The organism is Amycolatopsis orientalis DSM 40040 = KCTC 9412 (genome assembly GCF_000478275.1).
Classification (GTDB): domain Bacteria; phylum Actinomycetota; class Actinomycetes; order Mycobacteriales; family Pseudonocardiaceae; genus Amycolatopsis; species Amycolatopsis orientalis.
Genome location: NZ_ASJB01000099.1, coordinates 1 through 23280, shown reverse-complemented (window position 1 = coordinate 23280; position 23280 = coordinate 1). Strand labels below are relative to the sequence as shown.

Sequence of the window (23280 nt, the reverse complement as noted above, 5' to 3'; positions counted from 1 at the left end):
GATCACTGCCGGAGTTCGGCAACCGAACAGATCGAGGCTGAATGTGATGCGAAAGATGACACGACGGCGGTTACGGCCCTCGGCGCTGCTGGTCGCGGCGCTGCTCGGGACCACGCTGGTCTCCGGCGTCGGCGGCCAGGCCGCCCAGGCGGCGCCGCCGGTCCCGGCACGCCAGCCGGACGAATCGGTACTGCGCCCGGCCGAGGCCCGGCACGAACCCACGAGCGCCCTGCCGCCGGGTTTCGCCCAGCAGACCGTGGTTTCGGGGCTCACCGAGCCGACCGCGGTGGCGTTCGCGCCCGACGGCAAGACCTTCATCGCGGAGAAATCGGGGATCATCCGGGTCCGGGACTCCGTCGACGCCACCACCGGCAAGGTCTTCGCCGATCTGCGGACCGAGGTGTTCGACGGCTGGGACCGCGGCCTGATCGGGCTGGCCGTGCACCCGAAGTTCCCGCAACAGCCCTACGTCTACGCGCTCTACACCTACGACGCGCCGCCGGGGGAGACCGCGCCGAAGTGGAACGACAAGTGTCCGTCGCCGCCGGGGTACACCGAGGACGGCTGTGTCGTCACCAACCGCATCGTCAAGCTGACCATGGGCGCCGACGGGATCGCCGGCGCGCCGGAGACGCTCGTCAGCGGCTGGTGCCAGCAGTACCCCAGCCACACCGCGGACACGCTCGCCTTCGGTCCCGACGGCCTGCTTTACGCCAGCGCCGGTGAAGGCGCCAGCTTCAACTTCGTCGACTACGGCCAGCAGAAGAACCCCTGTGCCGACCCGCCGGGCGGCGCGGGCACCAATCTGACCATCCCGGACGCCCGTGGCGGTTCGCTGCGCTCGCAGTCACCGCGCCGCCCCGGGGGCGAGCCGATGGTGCTCAACGGCACCGTGATCCGTGTCGACCCGCTGACCGGCCAGGGCGTGCCCGGCAACCCGTACGCGTCGAGCACCGACGAGAACGCGCGCCGGATCGTGGCCTACGGCATGCGCAACCCGTTCCGGTTCACCCTGCGCCCGCAGACCGGTGAGGTCTGGCTCGGCGACGTCGGCGAGACCCTGGCGGACGAGATCAACCGGTTCACCCCGGACCCGGCGAAGGCCCCCAACATGGGCTGGCCCTGCTTCGAGGGCAAGGACCCGCATCCCGGGTGGAAGGCCGCCGGGCTGAAGCTGTGCGAGTCCCTCTACGCGGAGGGCGGCGATCACAAGCCGGTTCTGCAGTACGCCGGTGGTGCCAAGGTTTCGCCGGACGACACCTGCCCCAACACCAGTGGTGCCTCGTTGTCGGGGTTCGCTTTCGCCGACGGCCAGACCCTGCCGGAGCCCTACCGGAACTCGCTGTTCTTCAGCGACAGCACCCGCGGCTGCATCTGGGTGATGGGCAAGGACGCGCAGGGCGCGCCGGACCCGGCCAAGGTGACCACCTTCGCCAGCGGTCTCGGGGTGCCGGTGCAGCTGACGTTCGGACCCGGCGGCGGCCTGTACTACGTCTCGGTCGACACCGGCGAGCTGCGCCGGATCACCTACGACAACGACCCGAACGTCGCGCCGAAGGCCGTGATCAAGGCCAAGCCGACCGCCGGGCGGTCCCCGCTGTTCGTGCGGTTCGACGGCCGCGGCTCCACCGACCCCGAAGGCGCGCGCCTCCGGTACGAATGGGACCTGGACGGCGACGGGCAGTTCGACGACGCGAGGGGGCCGGTGACGAGCTGGGTGTACCTGAAGAAGCAGTTCGTGCGCCCGGCGCTGAAGGTCACCGACCCCGGCGGCAAGAGTTCGACGGCCAAGGTCGACGTGGTGGTGGACAACGCCCCGCCGCCCGAGCCGGTCCCGGTGATCACCACGCCCGCTCCCACGCTCACCTGGCAGGTCGGCCAGCGGATCTCCTTCTCCGGTGGGGCTTCCGACGCCCAGGACGGTGCGTTGCCCGCCTCCGCGCTGGACTGGAAGCTGACCATGCGGCACTGCGCCGGGGACGGCCACTGCCACAGTCACGACATCGAGACGTTCCCGGGCACGGCGTCGGGTGAGTTCGCCGCGCCCGACCACCCCTACCCGTCGCACCTCGAGCTGACGCTCAGCGCCACCGACTCCGACGGCAATGTCAGCACCAAGACCATCGAGCTGCAGCCGCAGACCGTGGACGTCACGTTCAAATCCGATCCGCCGGGTATCGGGGTCACCGTCGGCAACTACGGCGTGGTGACGGACTCGACGGTGAAGGTCATCGTCGGCACCGCGCTCTCGGTCAGCGCCGCGGGCAAGATCGAGATCCCGCCGTACGAGCTGGTGTTCGACAAGTGGGGCGACGGCGCCGGGGCCAGCCGCATCATCAAGGCGCCCGAGCAACCGGCGACCTACACCGTGTATTACCGGGTCTGTCCCTGTTGACGTCGTGAGTGGTAAGTGTCGTTCTAACGACACTTACCACTCACGACCAGCCCGAGGCGGGGCCTGCGGCTTTGCTCGCGGTGAAGTACATGATGGCCCCCTTCCTTGCGCCTGGCGCAAGGAAGGGGGCCATCATGTACTTCGGAAGGTGTGAAGGTCGAGTTTCCTCGGCTGAGCCGAGGGATGGGGGCCTTCACGCGCTACCGCTGTGACTGGTGGTGTCACTGAGCCTGGTGGCGATGGTTTGAGCTGGCCGTGAGGGACTCCTTGAGGGGCCCTGAGTCCCTCAAGGAGTCCCTCACGACCAGCCCGAGGCGGGACCTGCCATGCCTTTCCGGTGTGGTGGGCCCCGCTTCGGTGTGCCCGCGTTTCGCCTGCTCCAGACGTTGACCTAGGGGCGGTTAGGGGTTGTCGGTCCTTCTTCGGCGCAAATATTCTCAGCGGGAATTCTGGGGAAACGTGCGTGTACGGGCAATTCTTTGTTTCGCGGATTCCCGCGGACGCGGTCAGGCCGCGAGGTTTTCGCGCGGGCCGCGCGCGTGGGGAGTTCGTCGTGAAGAGGTGGCGTTGAGTGAGCAATGAGCAGAAGCTTCGGGACTACCTCAAACGCGTGACCGCGGACCTGGCGCAAACGCGCCAGCGGCTGCAGTCGGCAGAGGCGGCCGAGAGCGAACCGATCGCGATCGTGGGCATCGGCTGCCGGTTCCCCGGCGAGGTGCGCTCCGCCGAGGACCTCTGGGAGCTGGTCCGCGCCGGTGGCGACGCGATCGGCCCGTTCCCCGCCGATCGCGGCTGGGATCTCGAGGCGCTCTACGACCCGGACCCCGACCGGCCGGGCGCCAGTTACGTCCGCGAAGGCGGGTTCTTGCCCGACGTCGCCGATTTCGATGCCGGCTTCTTCGGTATCTCGCCGCGTGAGGCGCTCGCGATGGACCCCCAGCAGCGGCTGCTGCTCGAGGTTTCCTGGGAAGTGCTCGAAAACGCCGGGATCGTGCCCGCGTCGCTGCGCGGCAGCCGGACCGGGGTGTTCTCCGGCGTCGCCTACTTCGACTACCTGAGCCGGTTCGCCGGCGCCGAGCTTCCGGCCGACCTCGAGGGTTACGTCGGCAACGGCAACGTCGGCAGCATGGCTTCCGGCCGGATCGCCTACACCCTCGGCCTCGAAGGCCCCACCCTGACCGTGGACACCGCGTGCTCCTCGTCGCTGGTCACCCTGCACCTGGCGGTCCGTGCGCTGCGGGCGGGCGAATGTGATCTGGCGCTGGCGGGCGGGGTCACCGTCATGCCGAGCCCGGCCACGTTCCAGGACTTCAGCCGTCAGCGCGGGCTCGCAGCCGACGCGCGCTGCAAGGCCTTCGGTGAAGGCGCCGACGGCACCAGCATGAGTGAAGGCGTCGGCATGTTCCTGGTGGAACGGCTCTCCGACGCCAGGCGCAACGGGCACACCGTGCTCGCCCTGGTCCGCGGCACCGCGGTCAACTCCGACGGCGCCAGCAGCGGGCTCACCGCTCCCAACGGGCCTTCCCAGCAGCGGGTCATCCGCGCCGCGCTCGACAGCGCCGGTCTCAAACCGTCCGATGTGGACGCCGTCGAGGCACACGGCACCGGCACTTCGCTCGGGGACCCGATCGAGGCGCAGGCGCTGATCGCGGCGTACGGGCAGGATCGGGCGACACCGCTGTGGCTGGGCTCGGTGAAGTCCAACATCGGGCACACGCAGGCCGCCGCCGGGGCCGCGGGCGTGATCAAGATGATCATGGCCATGCGGCACAGTGTGCTGCCGAAGACACTGCATGTCGACGCGCCGACGTCCCAAGTGGACTGGACGGCGGGCGCGGTCTCGGTGCTGACCGAAGCCCGGCCCTGGCCGGAGACCGGGCAGCCCCGCCGCGCCGGTGTCTCGTCGTTCGGCATGAGCGGGACCAATGCCCACGTCGTGCTCGAACAGGCGCCGTCGGACGAACCCGCGGAGCTTCCGCCGAACGTCCCGGCGGTGGTTCCGTGGGTGCTTTCGGCCAAGACGCCGGAGGCGCTGCGAGGCCAGGCCGCAGTGCTGAAGCAGGCCGTGGGCTCGTCGGCGGACATCGCTGACGTGGCGTACTCGCTGGCGACCACCCGGTCGTCGCTGGAACACCGAGCGGTCGTACTGGGCGAGAACGGCGACGACCTCCTCGCCGCGCTGACGGCTCTGGCCGACGGAACTATGTCACCGGACGTGGTGACCGGTGTCGCGACGCGCGGTAAGACCGCGTTTTTGTTCGCTGGTCAGGGTTCTCAGCGGCTTGGTATGGGTGCTGAGTTGTATGCGGAGTTCCCTGTTTTCGCTGAGGCTTTTGATGCGGCGTGCGAGTTTCTGCCGCCGCTAGGGGATCTCGGGCGTACGGAGTTCGCGCAACCGGCACTGTTCGCGTTGGAAGTCGCGCTTTATCGACTTGTTGAGTCGTGGGGTGTGCGGCCGGACTTCCTGCTGGGCCACTCGATCGGTGAGATCGCGGCTGCGCATGTCGCTGGTGTGTTCTCGCTGGAGGACGCGGGCAAGCTGGTGTCGGCTCGTGGTCGTTTGATGCAGGCGTTGCCCGCCGGTGGCGTGATGGTTGCGATCGAGGCGACCGAGGACGAGTTCACGCCCACGGCCGAGTTCGGGATCGCGGCGTTGAATGGCCCGAATTCGGTGGTGATTTCGGGTGTCGAGACGGTTGTCGTCCGGATCGCGGAAGAGTTCGCGGCTAAGGGTCGTAAGACGAAGCGTCTTGAGGTGAGTCATGCGTTCCATTCGCCGTTGATGGAGCCGATGCTCGCCGAGTTCGCCCAGGTTCTCGACGGGATCACCTTTGTCGCACCGCAGATCCCGGTGGTGTCCACTGTGTCCGGTGGGCTCACCGCGGACTTGGCGTCGCCGCAGTACTGGCTCGATCACGTGCGCCAGGCAGTGCGTTTCGCCGACGGCGTGGAAACCCTTGCCACTCAGGGCGTGACCCGGTTCGTCGAACTCGGACCCGACGGTGTCCTGACGGCGATGGCCCAGGGCTGCCTTCCGGAGACCGAAGCCCTTCTCGTGCCGTTCCTGCGGGCCGACCGGCCCGAGGTCCGCAGCGCGGCCGGGGCGCTGGCCACCCTGCACACCCGCGGCGTCCCGGTGAACTGGACCGCGCTGGTCAGCGGGCGCCGGATCGGGCTGCCCACCTATGCCTTCCAACGTGACCGGTACTGGTTCGACGCCCCGCCCGCCACCGGGCGATCCGCCGCGACCGGGCTCGGGCTCGCCGCCACCGAGCACCCGCTGCTCGGTGCCGTGATCGAACTCGCCGCCGGTGAGGAGACCGTCCTCACCGGACGCCTGTCCCTCGCCACCCACCCGTGGCTCGCCGGGCACGCGGTGCACGGGCGGATTCTGGTGCCCGGCACCGCGTTCGTGGAACTCGCCGTCCAGGCGGGCGATCGCGCGGGCTGCGACCAGGTCGACGAGCTGATCATCGAGGCACCGCTCTACCTGCCGGAAACCGGCGGCATCCGGCTGCAGGTGTCGATCGGCGGCCGGGACGAGCGCGGACGCCGTGAACTCGGCCTGTACTCCCAGCCCGAGGACGATCCGGACGCCGCATGGACCCGCCACGCGGCGGGCTTCCTCAGCTCTGGCCCCCGGCGGTCTTCGGACGCCCTCGCCACCTGGCCGCCGGCGGACGCCGAACCGGTCGAGCTCGGCGACTTCTACGCGGACGCCGCGCACCAGGGATTCGCCTACGAACCCCCGTTCCAGGGGCTGCGGGCCGTCTGGCGGCTCGGCGACGACGTGTTCGCCGAGGTCGAACTGCCGTCCGAAGCCAAGGCGGACGCGGACCGGTTCGCGGTCCATCCGGCCTTGCTGGACGCCGCGCTGCACGCGCTCGCGTTCGGGGACCTGATCCCCGGTGGCACCGCGGGCAAACTCCCCTTCGCCTGGACCGATGTCGTGGTCCACGCGGTGGCCGCCACTTCGCTGCGGGTCCGGCTGAGCCCGGCCGGGGCCGACGCCGTGGCCGTGCTGGTCGCGGACGGAGCCGGTGAACCGGTCGCCGAGATCGGCTCGCTCACCCTGCGCCCGCTCGCCGCGGACACCCCGGCCGACACCCATCGCGACAGTCTGTTCCGGCTGGACTGGCAGCCGGTTCCCGCCGGGGACGCGCAGCCGTCCCTCGCCGTGTTCGGCGACGACTTCACCGGTTTCGCGGAACTGGCGACGCGGGACGAGCCGCCCGGCCACGCGGTGGTTCCGTTCACCGCGACGACGGCGGACCTCGCCGGGCAGGTCGGCCGGGTGCTGCGGCTGGTCCAGGACTGGCTCGCCGAGGAGGCATTGGCGGACACCCGGTTCGTCCTGCTGACCCGTAACGCGGTGACCACCGGCGAGGACTCCGCGCCGGAGCCCGCCGCCGCGGCCGTCTGGGGACTGCTGCGGTCGGTCCGCGAAGAGAACCCGGGCCGGGTCGTGCAGATCGACACGGACGACGGCCACGCGTCCGTCGTGGCCGCGTTGTCCTCCGGCGAACCCGAGGTGGCGGTCCGCGAAGGGAAGTTGTTCGGTGCGAGGCTGGTCAGGACCGAGCCGGTGGCCGCGCCGCCGCCGGGTCCGTGGCGGCTGGAGAGCCGCCGGAAGACCACCCTGGCCGAACTCGCGCTGCTGCCGTGCCCCGAGGCCGCCGCGCCACTGGCGCCGGGCGAGGTCCGGGTCTCGGTCCGCGCGGCCGGCCTGAACTTCCGTGACGTGCTCAACGCGCTCGGCATGTACCCCGGTGACGCCGGGCTCATCGGCGTCGAAGGTGCCGGGGTGATCACCGAACTCGGCTCGGAGGTCACCGGGCTCGCGGTCGGCGACCGGGTGCTCGGGTTGCTGCCCGGCGGTTTCGGTCCGCTCGCGGTCACCGACGCCCGCACGGTCGTGCGTATGCCGGAGCACTGGAGCTTCACCGAAGCGGCTTCGGTCCCGGTCGTGTTCCTCACCGCCTTCTACGCGCTGCGGGACCTCGCCGGCCTGCGCGCGGGGGAGTCGCTGCTGGTGCACGCGGCGGCGGGCGGCGTCGGCATGGCCGCCGTCCAGCTGGCGCGGCACTGGGGCATCGAGGTCTTCGGCACCGCGAGCGCCGCCAAGCAACCGGTTCTGCGGGAGCTCGGCCTAGACGACGACCATCTCGCCTCCTCCAGGGACCTCGAGTTCGCGGACAAGTTCCTCGCGACCACCGGCGGCCGCGGGGTGGACGTCGTGCTGAACGCGCTCGCCAACGAGTTCGTCGACGCGTCGCTGCGCCTGCAGCCGCGCGGTGGCCGGTTCCTGGAGATGGGCAAGACCGACATCCGCGAACCTGACGCGGTCGCCGCCGCCCACGAAGGCGTGCGCTACCAGGCATTCGACCTCGGCGACGCCGGTCCGCGGCGGATCGGCGAGATGCTCGGCGAAGTGCTGGCCCTGTTCGACGAGGGCGCGCTCGACTTCCTCCCGATCCGAACCTGGGACGTCCGCCGGGGCGCGGAGGCGTTCCGGTTCGTTTCCCAGGCCAAGCACATCGGCAAGGTGGTGCTCACCGTGCCGCGCCCGCTCGACGAGCAGGGCACCGTCCTGATCACCGGTGGCACCGGCACCCTCGGCGGGCTGGTCGCCCGGCACCTGGTCACCGAGCACGGCGTGCGGCATCTCGTGCTGGCCAGCCGGACCGGCCGCGCCCCCGCGCTGGAGGCCGAGCTGACCGGACTCGGCGCGCAAGTCCGGATCGCGGCGTGCGACGTCGCGGACGCCGACCAGCTGGGTGCATTGCTGGCGGAGATCCCGGCCGGGCACCCGCTCACCGCCGTGGTCCACGCGGCGGGGGTGCTCGACGACGGGACAATCCCGACGCTCGACGACGACCGGCTCGCCGGAGTACTGCGGCCCAAGGCGGACGCGGCCCTCGTGCTCGACCGGCTGACCCGGCACCTCGACCTCGCCGAGTTCGTGCTCTTCTCCTCCGGTGCCGGGGTTTTCGGCAGCCCGGGGCAGGGCGTCTACGCGGCGGCCAACGCCTGTCTCGACGCGCTGGCCGAGCAGCGCCGCGCCGACGGCCTGCCCGCGGCCGCACTGGCGTGGGGGCTGTGGGCGGAAGCCAGCGGGATGACCGCGGGACTCGGGGAAACCGACCGCGCCCGGCTGGAACGCGGTGGCAGCACGGCTTTGTCGAGCGAGCAGGGGCTCGCGTTGTTCGACGTCGGCCGCGGCGGTCCCCACGCGACGCTCGTGCCCGCACCCCTCGATCCGGCCGAACTCCGTGCCGAGGCCCGCGCGGGCACGCTCCCGGTGTTGCTGCGCGGCCTGGTGTCCGCCGGTTTCCGGCGAACCGCTTCGGCCGCGACGACCGCACAAGGCGGTGAACTCGCCAGGCGGCTGGCCGGACTGTCCGAAGTGGACCGTGAACAGGCGCTGGTCGACCTGGTCCGCGCCGAGGCCGCGGTGGTGCTCGCCCACCGTTCGGCCGACAGCGTCGACCCCGGCCGCGCCTTCAAGGAACTCGGCTTCGACTCGCTGACCGCGATCGAACTGCGCAACCGGCTCAGCGCCGCCACCGGGCTGAAGCTCCCGGCGACCCTGGTCTTCGACTATCCGGCGCCGATCGTGCTCGGCCGGTTCCTCGGCGAGGAGCTGCGTGGCGGCGCCGCGGGCACCGCCACCCCGGCCCGCGCCACCACCGGGGTGACCGACGAACCGATCGCCATCGTCGGCATGGCCTGCCGCCTGCCGGGCGGCATCGACGGCCCGGACGGGCTGTGGCGGCTGCTCGAGGACGGCACCGACGCGATCGGCCCCATGCCGTCCGACCGCGGCTGGGACATCGACCGGCTCTACGACGCAGACCCGGACAAGGCCGGGACGATGTACACCGTCGACGGCGGCTTCGTGACCGGCGCCGCCGACTTCGACCCCGCGTTCTTCGGGATTTCCCCGCGTGAAGCGCTCGCGATGGACCCGCAGCAGCGGCTCTTGCTGGAAACCTCGTGGGAGGCGCTGGAAAGGGCGGGTATCGATCCGCTGTCCTTGCGCGGCTCCGCCACCGGGGTGTTCGCGGGCGCGGGCGGCTCCGACTACGCGAACGTGCTGAAGAACGCGCCCGCGGAAACGGAGATGCACGTCCTCACCGGTACGGCGGGCGCGGTGGTCTCGGGCCGGATCGCCTACGTCCTGGGGCTGGAAGGCCCCGCGGTCACCGTCGACACCGCTTGCTCCTCCTCGCTGGTCGCGTTGCACCTGGCGACCCAGTCCCTCCGGCAGGGCGAATGCGATCTCGCGCTGGCCGGGGGTGTCACGGTGATGGCCACCCCGGCGACGTTCGTCGAATTCAGCCGCCAGCGCGGTCTCGCCGCCGACGGCCGGTGCAAGCCCTTCGCCGAGGGCGCGGACGGCACGGGCTGGGGCGAGGGCGCCGGAGTGCTGCTGGTGGAACGGTTGTCGGACGCCCGGCGGCTCGGCCACCCCGTCCTGGCGGTGGTGCGCGGCAGCGCGGTGAACTCCGATGGCGCGTCGAACGGCTTGACGGCGCCGAACGGTCCTTCGCAGCAGCGGGTCATCCGGGCGGCGCTGGCGAGCGCCGGTCTTTCACCGTCCGATGTGGACGCTGTCGAGGCGCACGGCACGGGAACCGCGCTGGGCGACCCGATCGAGGCACAGGCGCTGCTGGCGACCTACGGCCAGGACCGGGACGAACCGTTGTGGCTGGGGTCGGTGAAGTCGAACCTGGGACACACCCAGGCCGCGGCCGGGGTCGCGGGCGTGATCAAGATGGTGCTGGCGATGCGGCACGGTGTACTGCCGAAGTCGTTGCACGTGGACTCGCCGTCGTCGCAGGTGGACTGGTCGGCCGGCGCGGTGGAACTGCTCACCGAGGCCAGGCCCTGGCCGTCGGCCGGACGTCCGCGACGAGCGGGGGTCTCTTCGTTCGGCATCAGCGGGACCAACGCGCACACCATCATCGAGCAGGCGCCCGCCGGGGCTCCGGTCCGCCCGTCCGCCGCGCCGTCGGTACTGCCTATGGTGCTCTCGGCGAAGAACGGTGCGGCGTTGCGGGCTCAGGCGGCGCGACTGCACTCCTTTGTGGACTCTTCGGCGGACTCGGCCGATGTGGCGTTCTCGCTGGCGACCACCCGGGCCGCGCTGGAGCACCGCGCGGTCGTGCTCGGCGAGGACAAGGACGAACTGCTGCGGTCGCTGACCGCGCTGGCCGACGGCGAATCCTCGGCCACCGTCGTGACCGGGACGCCCGTGCGGGGCAAGCTCGCGTTCCTGTTCAGCGGTCAGGGCTCCCAGCGCGTGGCCATGGGACGGGAGCTGTACGCGGAGTTCCCGGTGTTCGCCGAGGCGTACGACGCCGCCTGCGCCCACCTGCCTTCGGGGTTGCGTGAGGTCGTGGCCGGTGACGCCGAAGCGCTGAACCGGACGGAGTTCTCCCAGCCCGCCCTTTTCGCGATCGAGGTCGCCCTCTACCGGCTGGCCGAGTCCTGGGGGATCCGGGCCGACTTCCTGCTGGGGCATTCGATCGGCGAGGTCGCGGCGGCCCATGTGGCCGGCGTGTTCTCCCTGGCCGACGCGGGCAAACTGATCACCGCCCGCGGACGGCTGATGCAGGCGCTGCCCGCCGGCGGGGCGATGGTGGCGGTGGAGGCGACCGAGGACGAGTTCGAACCGGACGGCGAATTCGGGGTCGCCGCGGTGAACGGTCCCGATTCGGTGGTCCTCTCGGGCGCCGAGGACGTGGTGAGCCGGATCGCGGCGGAGTTCGCGGCCAAGGGCCGCAAGACGAAGCGGCTCGCGGTCAGCCACGCGTTCCATTCGCCGTTGATGGAGCCCATGCTCGCCGGGTTCGCCGAAGTACTCGACACCCTGACCTACCACGAACCGGCGATTCCGCTGGTGTCCACCGTGTCGGGGACCGTGGCCACCGGACTCGCTTCACCCGGATACTGGCTCGAACACGTCCGCGCCGCGGTGCGGTTCGCCGACGGGGTGGGGGAACTGGCCACGCAGGGCGTGACCACCTTCGTCGAACTGGGCCCCGACGGGGTGCTGAGCGGGCTCGCCCAGCGGGCCCTTCCCGACGCGGAAAGCCTGTTCGCGCCGGTGCTGCGCGCGGACCGGCCCGAGGTGCGTTCGGCGCTGAGCACGGTGAGCGAGCTGCACACCCGCGGGATCGCGGTGGACTGGACCGCCCTGCTCACCGGCAACCGGGTCGAGCTGCCCACCTACGCCTTCCAGCACGAACACTTCTGGCCGAAGGGGATGGGCGGGAACGGCGACCTCACGGCCGCCGGGCTCGGCAGCGCCGACCACCCGCTGCTCGGCGCGGAAGTGGAGGTCGCGGACGGCGAACTGGTCCTCACCGGCCGCCTCGCGCTGGCCACCCACGGCTGGCTGGCCGACCACGTGGTCAACGACCGGGTGCTCCTGCCGGGGACCGCGTTCGTCGAACTGGCCCTGCAGGCCGGGAAACGGACCGGATACGACCGGCTCGCCGAGCTCACGCTGTCCGCGCCGCTCGTCCTGCCGGAGACCGGCGGGGTACGGCTCCAGGTGGTCCTGCGCCCGGCCGACGAAGCGGCGGGCCGGGAGATCGCGATCTTCTCGCGTCGCGACTCCGACGGGGAGGAGTGGACTCAGCACGCCGTCGGCACGCTGGTCGCCGAGCCGCCGGCCGCGCAGCCGGGCGCGCTGACCGCCTGGCCGCCGCCCGGCGCGGTACCGGTGGAACTCGGTGATTTCTACGAAAGCTTCGGCGAGGGCTTCCGCTACGGCCCGGCCTTCCGAGGCCTGCGTGCCGTGTGGACTCTCGGCGACGACGTCTACACCGAGGTCGAATTGCCGTCGGAAGAGCACTCCGAGGCGGCCAGGTGTGGTCTGCACCCCGCGCTGCTCGACGCCGCGTTGCACGGAATCGGGTTCGGCGGATTCGTCTCCGACGGGGGCGCCGGTTTCCTGCCGTTCGTATGGAGCGACGTGGCGCTGTACGCCACTGCGGCCACGACCGTGCGGGTGAAGCTCAGCCCGGCCGGGCCGGACGCGGTGTCGGTGCTGGTCGCCGACGTCGAAGGGGCACCGGTCGCCGAGGTCGGTTCGCTGGCCCTGCGTGCGGTGACCGCGGATTCGGTACGGGACTCGGCGATCCCGGCGGACACCCTGTGGACGGTCGACTGGGTCGCGCTCCCGGCCGGACCCGTCGTGGACACCGAGGTGACCGTGCTCGCGGAACTCTCGGAGTTGACCGGCGAAGTACCCGCGATCGTGGTCGTCGACTGTGCCGCTGTCGGCGCGGCCGCGGGTGACCTGACTTCGTCAACCCTCGCCCTCGTCCAAGAGTGGTTGCGAGACAAGGCTTTCGAGGACTCGCTGCTGGTGGTCCGCACGCGAGGAGCGGTCGCGACGAGCGCGGGCGAGGACGTCCGCGACCTCGCCGCAGCCGCGGTCCACGGCCTGCTGCGCAGTGTTCAGTCCGAGCACCCCGGCCGCGTGCTCGTGGTGGACGTCGACGACGACCCGAGGTCCCTCGGACTGGCACTGTCCCTCACCGGCGAGCCGGAGATCGCGGTACGGGGCGGCGAGCTTTTCGTGCCCCGACTCGCCCGCGTTTCCCGGACCGCCGAGCTGGCGGTGCCCGCGGACGGGCCTTGGCGGCTCGACAGCGTCGGCAAGGGCACGCTCGGGAACCTCAGCCTGCTGCCTTGGCCCGCCGCGCGGGAACCGTTGGGAGAGCTGGACGTCCGCGTCGCCATGCGGGCCGCGGGGGTGAACTTCCGTGACGTGCTGAACGCGCTGGGCATGTATCCCGGCGACGCCGGGCTGATGGGCATGGAAGGCGCCGGGGTGGTGCTGGAGGTCGGTGCGAAGGTCACCGGGCTGGCTCCGGGCGATCGCGTGCTCGGCCTGATCTCGGCGTCCTTCGGTCCGGAGGCGGTGGCCGACTCCCGGATGCTGGCCAGGATCCCGGCCGGATGGTCCTTTGTGGACGCCGCCTCGGTGCCACTGGTCTTTCTCACGGCGTTCTACGCTTTGCGCGATCTGGCCGACGTCAGGTCGGGCGAGGCGGCGTTGATCCACGCCGCCGCGGGCGGGGTGGGCATGGCCGCGGTGCAGCTGGCCCGGCACTGGGGGCTGGAAGTTTTCGCGACGGCGAGTGCGGCCAAGTGGGACGCTGTTCGTGCGCTCGGTGTGGCTGACGATCATCTGGCATCCTCGCGGGATACGGGTTTTGAGGCGAAGTTCCTTGCCGCGTCCGAGGGGCGTGGTGTGGATGTGGTGCTCGATGCGTTGGCGGGTGAGTTCGTTGATGCGTCGCTGCGGTTGTTGCCGCGTGGTGGCTGGTTCGTGGAGATGGGCAAGACCGACGTTCGTGAGCCGGAGCAGGTCGCGGTCGAGTTTCCTGGTGTCGCCTATCGGGCGTTCGATCTGATCGAGGCCGGTCCGGCGCGGATCGGTGAGATGCTGGCCGAGTTGGTGGCCTTGTTCGAGGCCGGTGTGCTCTCGCCGTTGCCGTCCCGGGTGTGGGATGTACGGCAGGCGCCGGAGGCGTTCCGGTTCATGTCGCAGGCGAAGCATGTGGGCAAGGTCGTGCTCAGCGTGCCGCAACCGCTTGATCCCATGAGGACGGTGCTGATCACCGGTGGCACCGGGAATCTGGGTGCGTTGGTGGCGAGGCATCTGGTCGGTCAGGGTGCGCGGAAGTTGTTGCTGGTCAGCCGTCGTGGTGCGGCGGCTCCCGGTGCGGACGCGTTGGTCGCTGAGCTGACCGGGTTGGGCGCTGAGGTGTCGGTGGCCGCGTGTGATGTGGCTGATCGGGACGCGCTGGCCGACATTCTGTCCACTGTGGACCTGACGGCGGTCGTGCATACCGCCGGGGTGCTGGACGACGGCGTGGTGGAGTCACTGACTCCTGACCGTGTCGCCGGAGTGCTGCGTCCGAAGGCGGATGCCGCGTGGAACCTGCACGAGTTGACGAAAACCCACGATCTCGCCGAATTCGTGGTGTTCTCCTCGGCCTCAGGAGTCTTCGGCAACGCCGGACAAGCGAACTACTCGGCGGCGAATGTCTTCTTGGACGCTCTGGCGGCTCACCGCCGCGCCGAGGGTTTGCCCGGACTTTCGCTGGCGTGGGGTTTGTGGGACCAGGAAGACGGCGGCATGGGGGCGACCCTCGGCGCCACCGACCGCGCCCGCACCGCCCGCTCCGGGAGCGCCGCGATACGTCCGGACCAGGGGCTGGCCCTGTTCGACGCCGCCCGTGCGCGGGCCGCGTCGCTGCTGGTCCCCGCACCGCTCGACCCGGCCTCCCTGCGGGACACGGCCGTACCGGCACTGCTTCGGGGACTCGCCCGGCCGTCCGCGCGGCGCGCGGCCTCCGGCAAGGTGGGCGAAGGCGGTTCCCTGGCGCGCGAGCTTTCCGGGCTGTCCCAGGCGGAGCAGGACAAACAGCTCACCGACCTGGTGCGGGCCAACGCGGCGATCGTGCTCGGCTACGCCTCGGCGGACCGTATCGAACCGCTGCAGGCGTTCAAGGACCTCGGTTTCGATTCGCTGACCTCGGTCGAACTGCGCAACCGGCTGGCTTCCGCGATCGGCGCGAAACTACCTGCCACGCTGATCTTCGACTACCCCAGCCCGGCGGCGCTCGGGACCTATCTGCGCACCGAACTGCTCGGCGCCGAACCCGCCCCCGACGCCGCACCGGTGCGGCGGAAGGCGGTCACGGACGACCCGATCGTCATCGTCGGCATGGCCTGCCGCTTCCCCGGCGGGGCGAACTCTCCGGAGGAGTTCTGGGAGCTGCTGCTCCAGGGCCGCGACGCGATTTCGGAGTTCCCGGCCGACCGCGGCTGGGACGCCAAGGCGCTGTACCACCCGGACCCCGCCCACGAGGGCACCACCTACACCGTCGAGGGCGGGTTCCTGCACGACGCCACGGAGTTCGACCCTGGCTTCTTCGGCATCTCGCCCCGCGAGGCGCTCGCGATGGATCCCCAGCAGCGGTTGCTGCTGGAGACCGCGTGGGAGGCCTTCGAACGCGCCGGGCTGGACGCCACCGGTCTGCGCGGCACCGCCACCGGCGTCTTCGCCGGGACGATGGGCCAGGACTACGCCAGTGTCCTGCGGAACGCCCCGGCGGAGACCGAGGCACACGCGCTGACCGGCAACGCGGCGTCCATCGTGTCCGGTCGCATCGCCTACACCCTCGGGCTGGAAGGGCCCGCCGTCACCGTGGACACCGCCTGCTCGTCCTCGCTGGTGGCCTTGCACCTGGCCATGCAGTCGCTCCGCACGGGCGAATGCGACCTGGCACTGGCCGGTGGCGTGACCGTGATGGCCACCCCCGCCGCCTTCATCGACTTCAGCCGCCAACGCGGGCTGGCCGAGAACGGACGCTGCAAGCCGTTCTCGGCCGACGCCGACGGCACGAGCTGGGGCGAAGGCGCAGGCATGCTGGTCGTCGAGCGGCTCTCCGACGCCAGGCGGCACGGACATCCCGTACTCGCGATCGTGCGGGGCAGCGCGGTCAACTCCGACGGCGCGTCCAACGGACTGACCGCGCCCAACGGTCCCTCGCAGCAGCGGGTGATCAAGGCGGCGCTGGCCGGGGCCGGCCTCGAACCGTCCGATGTGGACGTTGTGGAGGCACACGGCACGGGGACCTCGCTGGGCGACCCGATCGAGGCACAGGCGTTGCTGGCGACCTACGGGCAGGACCGCGAGCGGCCGCTGTGGCTGGGTTCGGTCAAGTCGAACCTCGGGCACACGCAGGCCGCGGCGGGTGTCGCGGGCATCATCAAGATGGTCATGGCGATGCGGCACGGTGTACTGCCGAAGACCTTGCACGTGGACCAGGCGTCACCGCATGTGGACTGGTCGTCCGGCGCGGTGGAACTGCTCACCGAAGCCCAGCCGTGGCACCGGAACGGGACCCCGCGCCGGGCGGCGGTCTCCTCGTTCGGGATCAGCGGGACCAACGCGCACACCGTCCTCGAAGAGGCACCGGAAGCACCGCCCGCCGCGGTGACGCCCGCCCGGCCGCTGGTGCCGTGGGTGCTCTCCGCCAAGTCGGCGCCCGCGCTGCGGACACAGGCGAGCAGGCTCCGAGACCGTGTCCTCACCGGCACGGCCCCGAACCCGGTCGACCTCGGCTGGTCGCTCGCCGCTTCCCGCGCCGCTCACGAACACCGCGCGGTGGTACTCGTCGAGGACCTCGCGAGCGCGGGCGCCGGACTCGGCGCGGTGGCGGCGGGGGAGGCACCCGCGGGCGTGGTGGAAGGTATCGCGAACACCGGCAAGGTGGCCTTCCTCTTCACCGGCCAGGGCGCCCAGCGCCAGGGAATGGGCATGGGGCTGTACCGCGAGTTCCCGGTGTTCACCGAAGCCTTCGACGCCGTCTGCGCGGAACTCGATCCGAAGCTCGGCCGGTCACTCCGGTCGGTGCTCGAAGACGAACCGGAGCTGCTCGACCAGACCCGCTTCACCCAGGCCGCGCTGTTCGCGCTCGAAGTCGCGTTGTTCCGGCTGGTCGAATCCTGGGGCGTCCGCCCGGACTTCCTGCTGGGGCACTCCATCGGCGAGATCGCCGCCGCGCACGTCGCAGGCGTGTTCTCGCTCGCGGACGCCGCCGCTCTCGTGGCGGCTCGCGGATCGCTCATGCAGGCACTGCCCTCCGGCGGCGCGATGATGGCGGTCGAGGCAACCGAGGACGAAGTACTGGTGCAGCTGAAAGCCGTACCGGACACGGTGGACGTCGCCGCGGTCAACGGGCCGCGGTCGGTGGTGATCGCCGGCGCCGAAGCCGCGGTGCTCTCGGTGGCGGACCGCTTCACCGAACAGGGCCGCCGGACCAAGCGGCTGGCCGTCAGCCACGCGTTCCACTCGACGCTGATGGAGCCGATGCTCGCGGAGTTCGCCGAGGTCCTCGGCGGCCTGACCTTCGCCGAGCCGCGGATCCCGATCGTCTCGAACGTGACCGGCGAGATCGCCACGGGACTTTCCGAGCCCGCGTACTGGACCGCGCATGTCCGCCAGGCCGTCCGGTTCGCCGACGGGGTCGGTTTCCTCACCGGTGCCGGGGTGACCACGTGGCTCGAACTCGGGCCGGACGGTGTGTTGTCCGCGATGGCCCGTGAGTGCCTGCCGGAGCAGGGGATTGAGGCCGCCTTCGCCTCGGTGCTGCGCGGAGAGCGTGACGAAGCGCGTGCGGCGCTCGGTGCGCTGGGAAAGGTGTGGGCGAGCGGCGGGAAGGTCGACTGGGCCGCGTACTTCGGCCCGGCCAACCGGGTCGACTTGCCGACCTACGCCTTCCAGCGGCAGCGGTACTGGCTCGACGCCCCGGCCACCACCCCGGTGGAACAGTCGTCCGAAGTGGACAGCCGGTTCTGGGCGGCGGTCGACCGCCAAGACCTCGGTTCCCTGGCGGAGGATCTCGCCCTCGACGTCGACCAGCCGCTCAGCGCGGTGCTCCCGGCGATGGCGGCGTGGCGACGGCAGCAGCGCGATGAGTCCGTTGTGGACGGACTGCGGTATCGCGTGGACTGGCAACGGCTTCCCGAACGGCGGACCGGCGGTGTCGCCGGTCCCTGGTTGCTGCTGGTACCCGCCGAGGGCCATCCGGCCGCCGAGGTGCTGAGCCGGGCACTCGGCGCCGAGATCCGGACCCTTCCGCTGCCGTCGGACCCCGGCCACCGGGAGAACGGGTACACCGGCGTCGCCGCCTTGCTGCCCGCGGGCCCAAGCTCGGCGACGGACGCCCTCGCCCTGATCCAGGCGCTCGGCACGGCCGGGATCGACGCGCCGCTGTGGCTGCTCACCCAGGGAGCGGTCGCCACCGGTGGCGGTGACCGGCTCACCGACCCCGGGCAGGCACAGGCATGGGGCCTCGGCCGCGTCGCCGGGCTCGAATTCCCCGACCGATGGGGCGGCCTCGTCGACCTGCCCGCCGACTGTGACGACCGTGCCGCCGAGCGGGTACTGAACGTGCTCGCCGGGGACGAGGATCAGGTGGCCGTGCGGTCCACCGGGACGTTCGCCCGGCGGCTCGTCCGGTCCGCGAAACCGGCGGGAGCCGGGGCTTGGCGGCCGTCGGGCACGGTGCTGGTCACCGGCGGTACCGGCGCGCTGGGCGCGCGGGTGGCTCGCTGGGCGGCGCGCAACGGCGCCGGCCATCTGGTGCTGACCAGCAGGCGGGGCGTCGAGGCACCCGGTGCCGGGGACCTCGCCGCGGAACTGCGCGGACTCGGTGCCGAGGTCACGGTCGCCGCCTGCGACGTCGCGGACCGAGACGCCGTCGCCGCCCTGCTCGAAAGCCTGCCCGCCGGGCCGGTCTCGGTGGTGCACGCGGCCGGGGTGTCCCGTTCGGCTCCGCTGGACGAGACCTCGGCGGCCGAGTTCGCCGAAGTGCTCGACGGCAAGGTCTCCGGTGCGGTCCACCTGCACGAACTCACCCGCGACCGGGAGATCGACGCGTTCGTCGTGTTCTCCTCCATCGCCGGGGTCTGGGGCAGCGCCGGGCAAAGCGGCTACTCGGCCGCCAATGCCGCGCTCGACGCGTTGATCGAGCAGCGCCGCGCCGACGGGCTGCCGGGGACGGCGGTCGCCTGGGGTCCGTGGGCCGAAGGCGGCATGGCCGACGGCGAGGGCGGCGAACAGCTGCGGCGGCTCGGACTGGCGGGGCTGGCGCCCGAGCGGGCGCTTCTCGCGCTGGCCGGGGCGGTCGGCGCCGGCGACGTCGCGGTGACCATCGCCGACGTGGACTGGGCTCGATTCCTGCCCGTGTTCACCTCCGCCCGGCCCGCCCGGCTGTTCGACACGCTGCCGGAGGCCGCCACCGGACCGGCCGCGGCCGCGGAACCGGGGCGGCGGGACGAGCTGGCCGGGATGAGCCCGGCCGAACTCCGGCGCACCCTGCTCGACCTGGTCTGCGCCGAGACCGCCGCGGTGCTCCAGCTGCCGGGCGGCGGCGACATCGGTCCCGCTCGCCCGTTCCGCGACCTCGGGCTGGACTCGGTCACCGCGGTGGAGCTGCGGGATCGGCTCGCTTCGGCGGCCGGGGTCCCGTTGCCCGCCAGCGTCGTGTTCGACCACCCGAGCCCGGACGCGCTCGTCGCGCATCTGGCCGCGGAGATAGCCGGGGACGGTGACGAGTCCGGCGAGTCCGATGAGGACGGTCAGCTTCGCCGCGCGCTGGCGCTGATCTCGCCCGCCGCGCTGCGGGAGGCCGGGCTCACCGGCACGCTGCTGCGGCTGGCCGGACTGGCTGCCCCGGATTCCCCGGACCAGTCCGGGGACGGAGATCTCCTCGACACGATGGATCTCGACAACCTGGTGAAGATCGCGCTCGACGGCAATTCCTGATTGACACGGCCAGATGGGGATGATGATGGGTACGCCTTCCGAAAAAGTCGTCGATGCGCTGAGGGCGTCGCTCAAGGAGACCGGCAGGCTGCGCGAACAGAACCAGCGCCTGCTGGACGCCGCGCGTGAGCCGATCGCCATCGTGGGCATGGCCTGCCGGTACCCCGGCGGGGTCGCTTCGCCGGAAGACCTCTGGCGGCTGCTCGCCGACGGGACCGACGCGGTCGGCGGTTTCCCTGCCGACCGCGGCTGGAAGCTGGCCGAGCTGTACCACCCGGATCCGGACCACGCGGGCACCAGTTACGCCCGCGAAGGCGCGTTCGTCCACGACGCCGGGCAGTTCGACCCCGGACTGTTCGGCATTTCCCCGCGTGAGGCGCTGGCGATGGACCCGCAGCAGCGGCTGCTGCTGGAGACCTCGTGGGAGGCCTTCGAACGAGCGGGCATCGCTCTGCCCGCGGTGAAGGGCACCCGGACCGGTGTGTTCGCCGGTACCAACAACCAGGACTACGTCTCGTTGCTCGAGAACGGCCCGGACGAGCTGGAAGGTTTCCTCGGCACCGGGAACGCGGCCGCGGTGCTGTCCGGCCGGGTGGCCTACACCTTCGGGCTGGAAGGTCCGGCGGTCACCGTCGACACGGCCTGCTCGTCGTCGCTGGTGGCGCTGCACCTCGCGGTGCAGGCGCTGCGCAACGGCGAGTGCGACCTGGCGCTGGCCGCCGGAGTCACCATCATGTCCACTCCGGCGGCGTTCCTGGACTTCAGCCGTCAGCGTGGCCTCGCGGTGGACGGCCGGTGCAAGCCCTTCGCCGACTCCGCCGACGGCACCGGCTGGGGCGAGGGCGCCGGTGTGCTGCTGGTGGAGCGGCTGTCGGACGCCCGGCGCGCGGGACACCAGGTCCTGGCTGTGGTGCGGGGATCGGCGGTGAACCAGGACGGTGCTTCCAACGGACTGACCGCGCCGAACGGACCTTCGCAGCGCCGGGTGATCCGGGCGGCGCTGGCCAACGCCGCGCTCACCGCGTCCGAAGTGGACGTTGTGGAGGCGCACGGCACGGGGACCTCGCTGGGTGACCCGATTGAGGCGCAAGCGCTGCTGGCGACGTATGGGCAGGATCGTGAGCGGCCGTTGTGGCTGGGCGCGGTGAAGTCCAACATCGGTCACACGCAGGCCGCCGCCGGGGTGGCGGGCGTGATCAAGATGGTCATGGCGATGCGGCACGGTGTGCTGCCCAAGTCGCTGCACGTGGACACGCCTTCGTCCCGGGTGGACTGGACGGCCGGTGCGGTGGAGCTGCTCACGGAGGCCACGCCCTGGCCGGAAACCGGGCGCCCGCGACGGGCGGGGGTCTCGTCCTTCGGCTTCAGCGGCACCAACGCGCACGCGGTACTGGAACAGGCCCCGGCGGACGACGCCGTGCGGGTCGAGCCCACCGCGCCGTCGGTGGTGCCTTTCGTGCTGTCCGGCAAGACCCCGGCCGCCCTGCGGGCACAGGCCGACCGGCTCCTGTCCGTTGTGGACAGTGGGGTGGACCCTGTCGACGTGGCCTTCTCGCTGGTGACCACCCGAACGGCGCTGGAGCATCGCGCCGTGGTCCTCGGGGACGACCTGGCGGCCGGGTTGACGGCGCTGGCAGCGGGAACTTCGACGTCTTCCGTGGTCACCGGGGCGGTTTCCCGTGGCCGTTCGGCGTTTTTGTTCGCTGGTCAGGGTTCTCAGCGGGTTGGTATGGGTGCTGAGTTGTATGCGGAGTTCCCTGTTTTTGCTGAGGCGTTTGATGCGGCGTGTGAGTTTTTGCCGCCGTTGGGTGATCTTGGTCGGACGGAGTTCGCGCAGCCTGCGTTGTTCGCTCTTGAGGTTGCGTTGTATCGGCTTGTCGAGTCGTGGGGCGTTCGGCCGGACTTCCTGTTGGGGCATTCGATCGGTGAGATCGCGGCTGCGCATGTTGCCGGGGTGTTCTCGTTGGAGGACGCGGGCAGGTTGGTGTCCGCTCGTGGTCGTTTGATGCAGGCGTTGCCGGCCGGTGGGGTGATGGTCGCGATCGAGGCGACCGAAGACGAATTCGTGCCCACGCCTGAATTCGGGATCGCGGCGGTGAATGGCCCGAATTCGGTGGTGATTTCGGGCGCGGAGTCGGTGGTTACCCGGATTGCGGAGGAGTTCGCGGCCAAGGGCCGTAAGACGAAGCGTCTTGAGGTGAGTCATGCGTTCCATTCGCCGTTGATGGAGCCGATGCTCACGGAGTTCGCGCAGGTTCTCGACGGCATCACCTTTGCCGCGCCGCGGATCCCGGTGGTGTCCACGGTGTCCGGTGGTCTCGCCGCAGACCTGACGTCGCCGCAGTACTGGCTCGATCACGTTCGCCAAGCAGTGCGGTTCGCCGACGGCGTGGAAACCCTTGCCGCACAAGGCGTGACCTCCTTCCTCGAACTGGGCCCCGATGGAGTGCTGAGCGGGCTGGCGCAAGGCTGCCTGCCGGAGTCGGACGCCCTGTTCGCGCCGATCCTGCGGGCCGACCGCCCCGAGGTCCGCACCGCGATCACCGCGCTGGGCGCGCTCCACACCCGGGGCACCGAGGTGGACTGGACCGCGCTGGTCACCGGGAACCGCGTCGAGCTGCCCACCTACGCCTTCCAGCACGAGCGGTACTGGTTCGATCCGGCCGACGCCGTCGAAACCGGCGCCGGTGCCGACCCGATCGACGCGGAGTTCTGGGCAGCCGTCGAACGGGACGACGTCGAATCGATCGCCACCACGTTCTCCGTCGACGCCGACCAGCCACTGCGCGCCGCACTGCCCGCACTGGCGGCGTGGCGGCACCGTCGGCGGCAGGAAGCCGAGGCGGACTCCTGGGCCTACGAGATCGACTGGCGGCCGCTGACTTCCACGGGCACCGCCGATCCCGACGGCCGCTGGCTCGTGGTGTTGCCCGAGTCGCACCAGGACACGCGGCTGCTGGCGGCCTTCGGCGACCGCGCCGAGGTGCTGGTCCTCACCGGCACCCCGGACCGCGCGGAGCTGGCCGCCCGCCTCGCGGATCTGGCCGGGTTCACCGGCGTACTGTCCAGAGTGGACGGTGCGGGCACTTTGGTGCTCCTGCAGGCACTCGGGGACGCCGGGCTCGAAGCGCCGCTCTGGGCGGCGACCCGGCAGGCGGTGTCCGTCGAACGGGCCGACCGGGTTGCCCGGCCGGAAGAAGCTCAGCTCTGGGGCCTCGGCCGGGTGGCCGCGCTGGAACACCCCGACCGCTGGGGCGGGCTGCTCGATCTGCCCGCCGAAGACGACGAACAGACGCTGCGGCACACACTGGCCGTCCTGGGCGGCACGGAGGACCAGCTCGCGATCCGGCCGTCGGGCGTGTTCGCCCGCAGGCTGGTCAGAGCCGCCGCGACCACGGGAACCGATCGGTCGTGGCAGCCTCGGGGCACCGTCCTGATCACCGGCGGCACGGGCGCGCTCGGCGCTCAGGTGGCCCGCTGGGCCGCGGCCGCCGGAGCCGACCGGCTCGTGCTCGCCGGC

General features: G+C 71.4%; 3 protein-coding genes. All 3 read left to right on the top strand.

The genetic code is table 11. The features are described from left to right. Positions 1-46: 46 nt before the first annotated feature. Positions 47-2395, top strand: a complete 2349-nt coding sequence (locus tag L324_RS39595; protein WP_235783781.1) for a PQQ-dependent sugar dehydrogenase — start codon at positions 47-49, stop codon at positions 2393-2395. Between the two features lie 571 nt (positions 2396-2966). Then, a complete protein-coding gene (locus tag L324_RS39590; RefSeq protein ID WP_051174388.1) occupies positions 2967-19760 on the top strand; it encodes a type I polyketide synthase in 16794 nt (5597 codons plus the stop codon). A gap of 25 nt (positions 19761-19785) precedes the next feature. Further along, the coding region (locus tag L324_RS39585) for a type I polyketide synthase (protein ID WP_037321742.1) at positions 19786-23280 on the top strand (3495 nt) is incomplete at its 3' end.

Bases quoted from the DNA above. Each gene is read 5' to 3' on its own strand.
- L324_RS39595 (WP_235783781.1), top strand. From the start codon at position 47: ATGCGAAAGATGACACGACGGCGGTTACGGCCCTCGGCGCTGCTGGTC.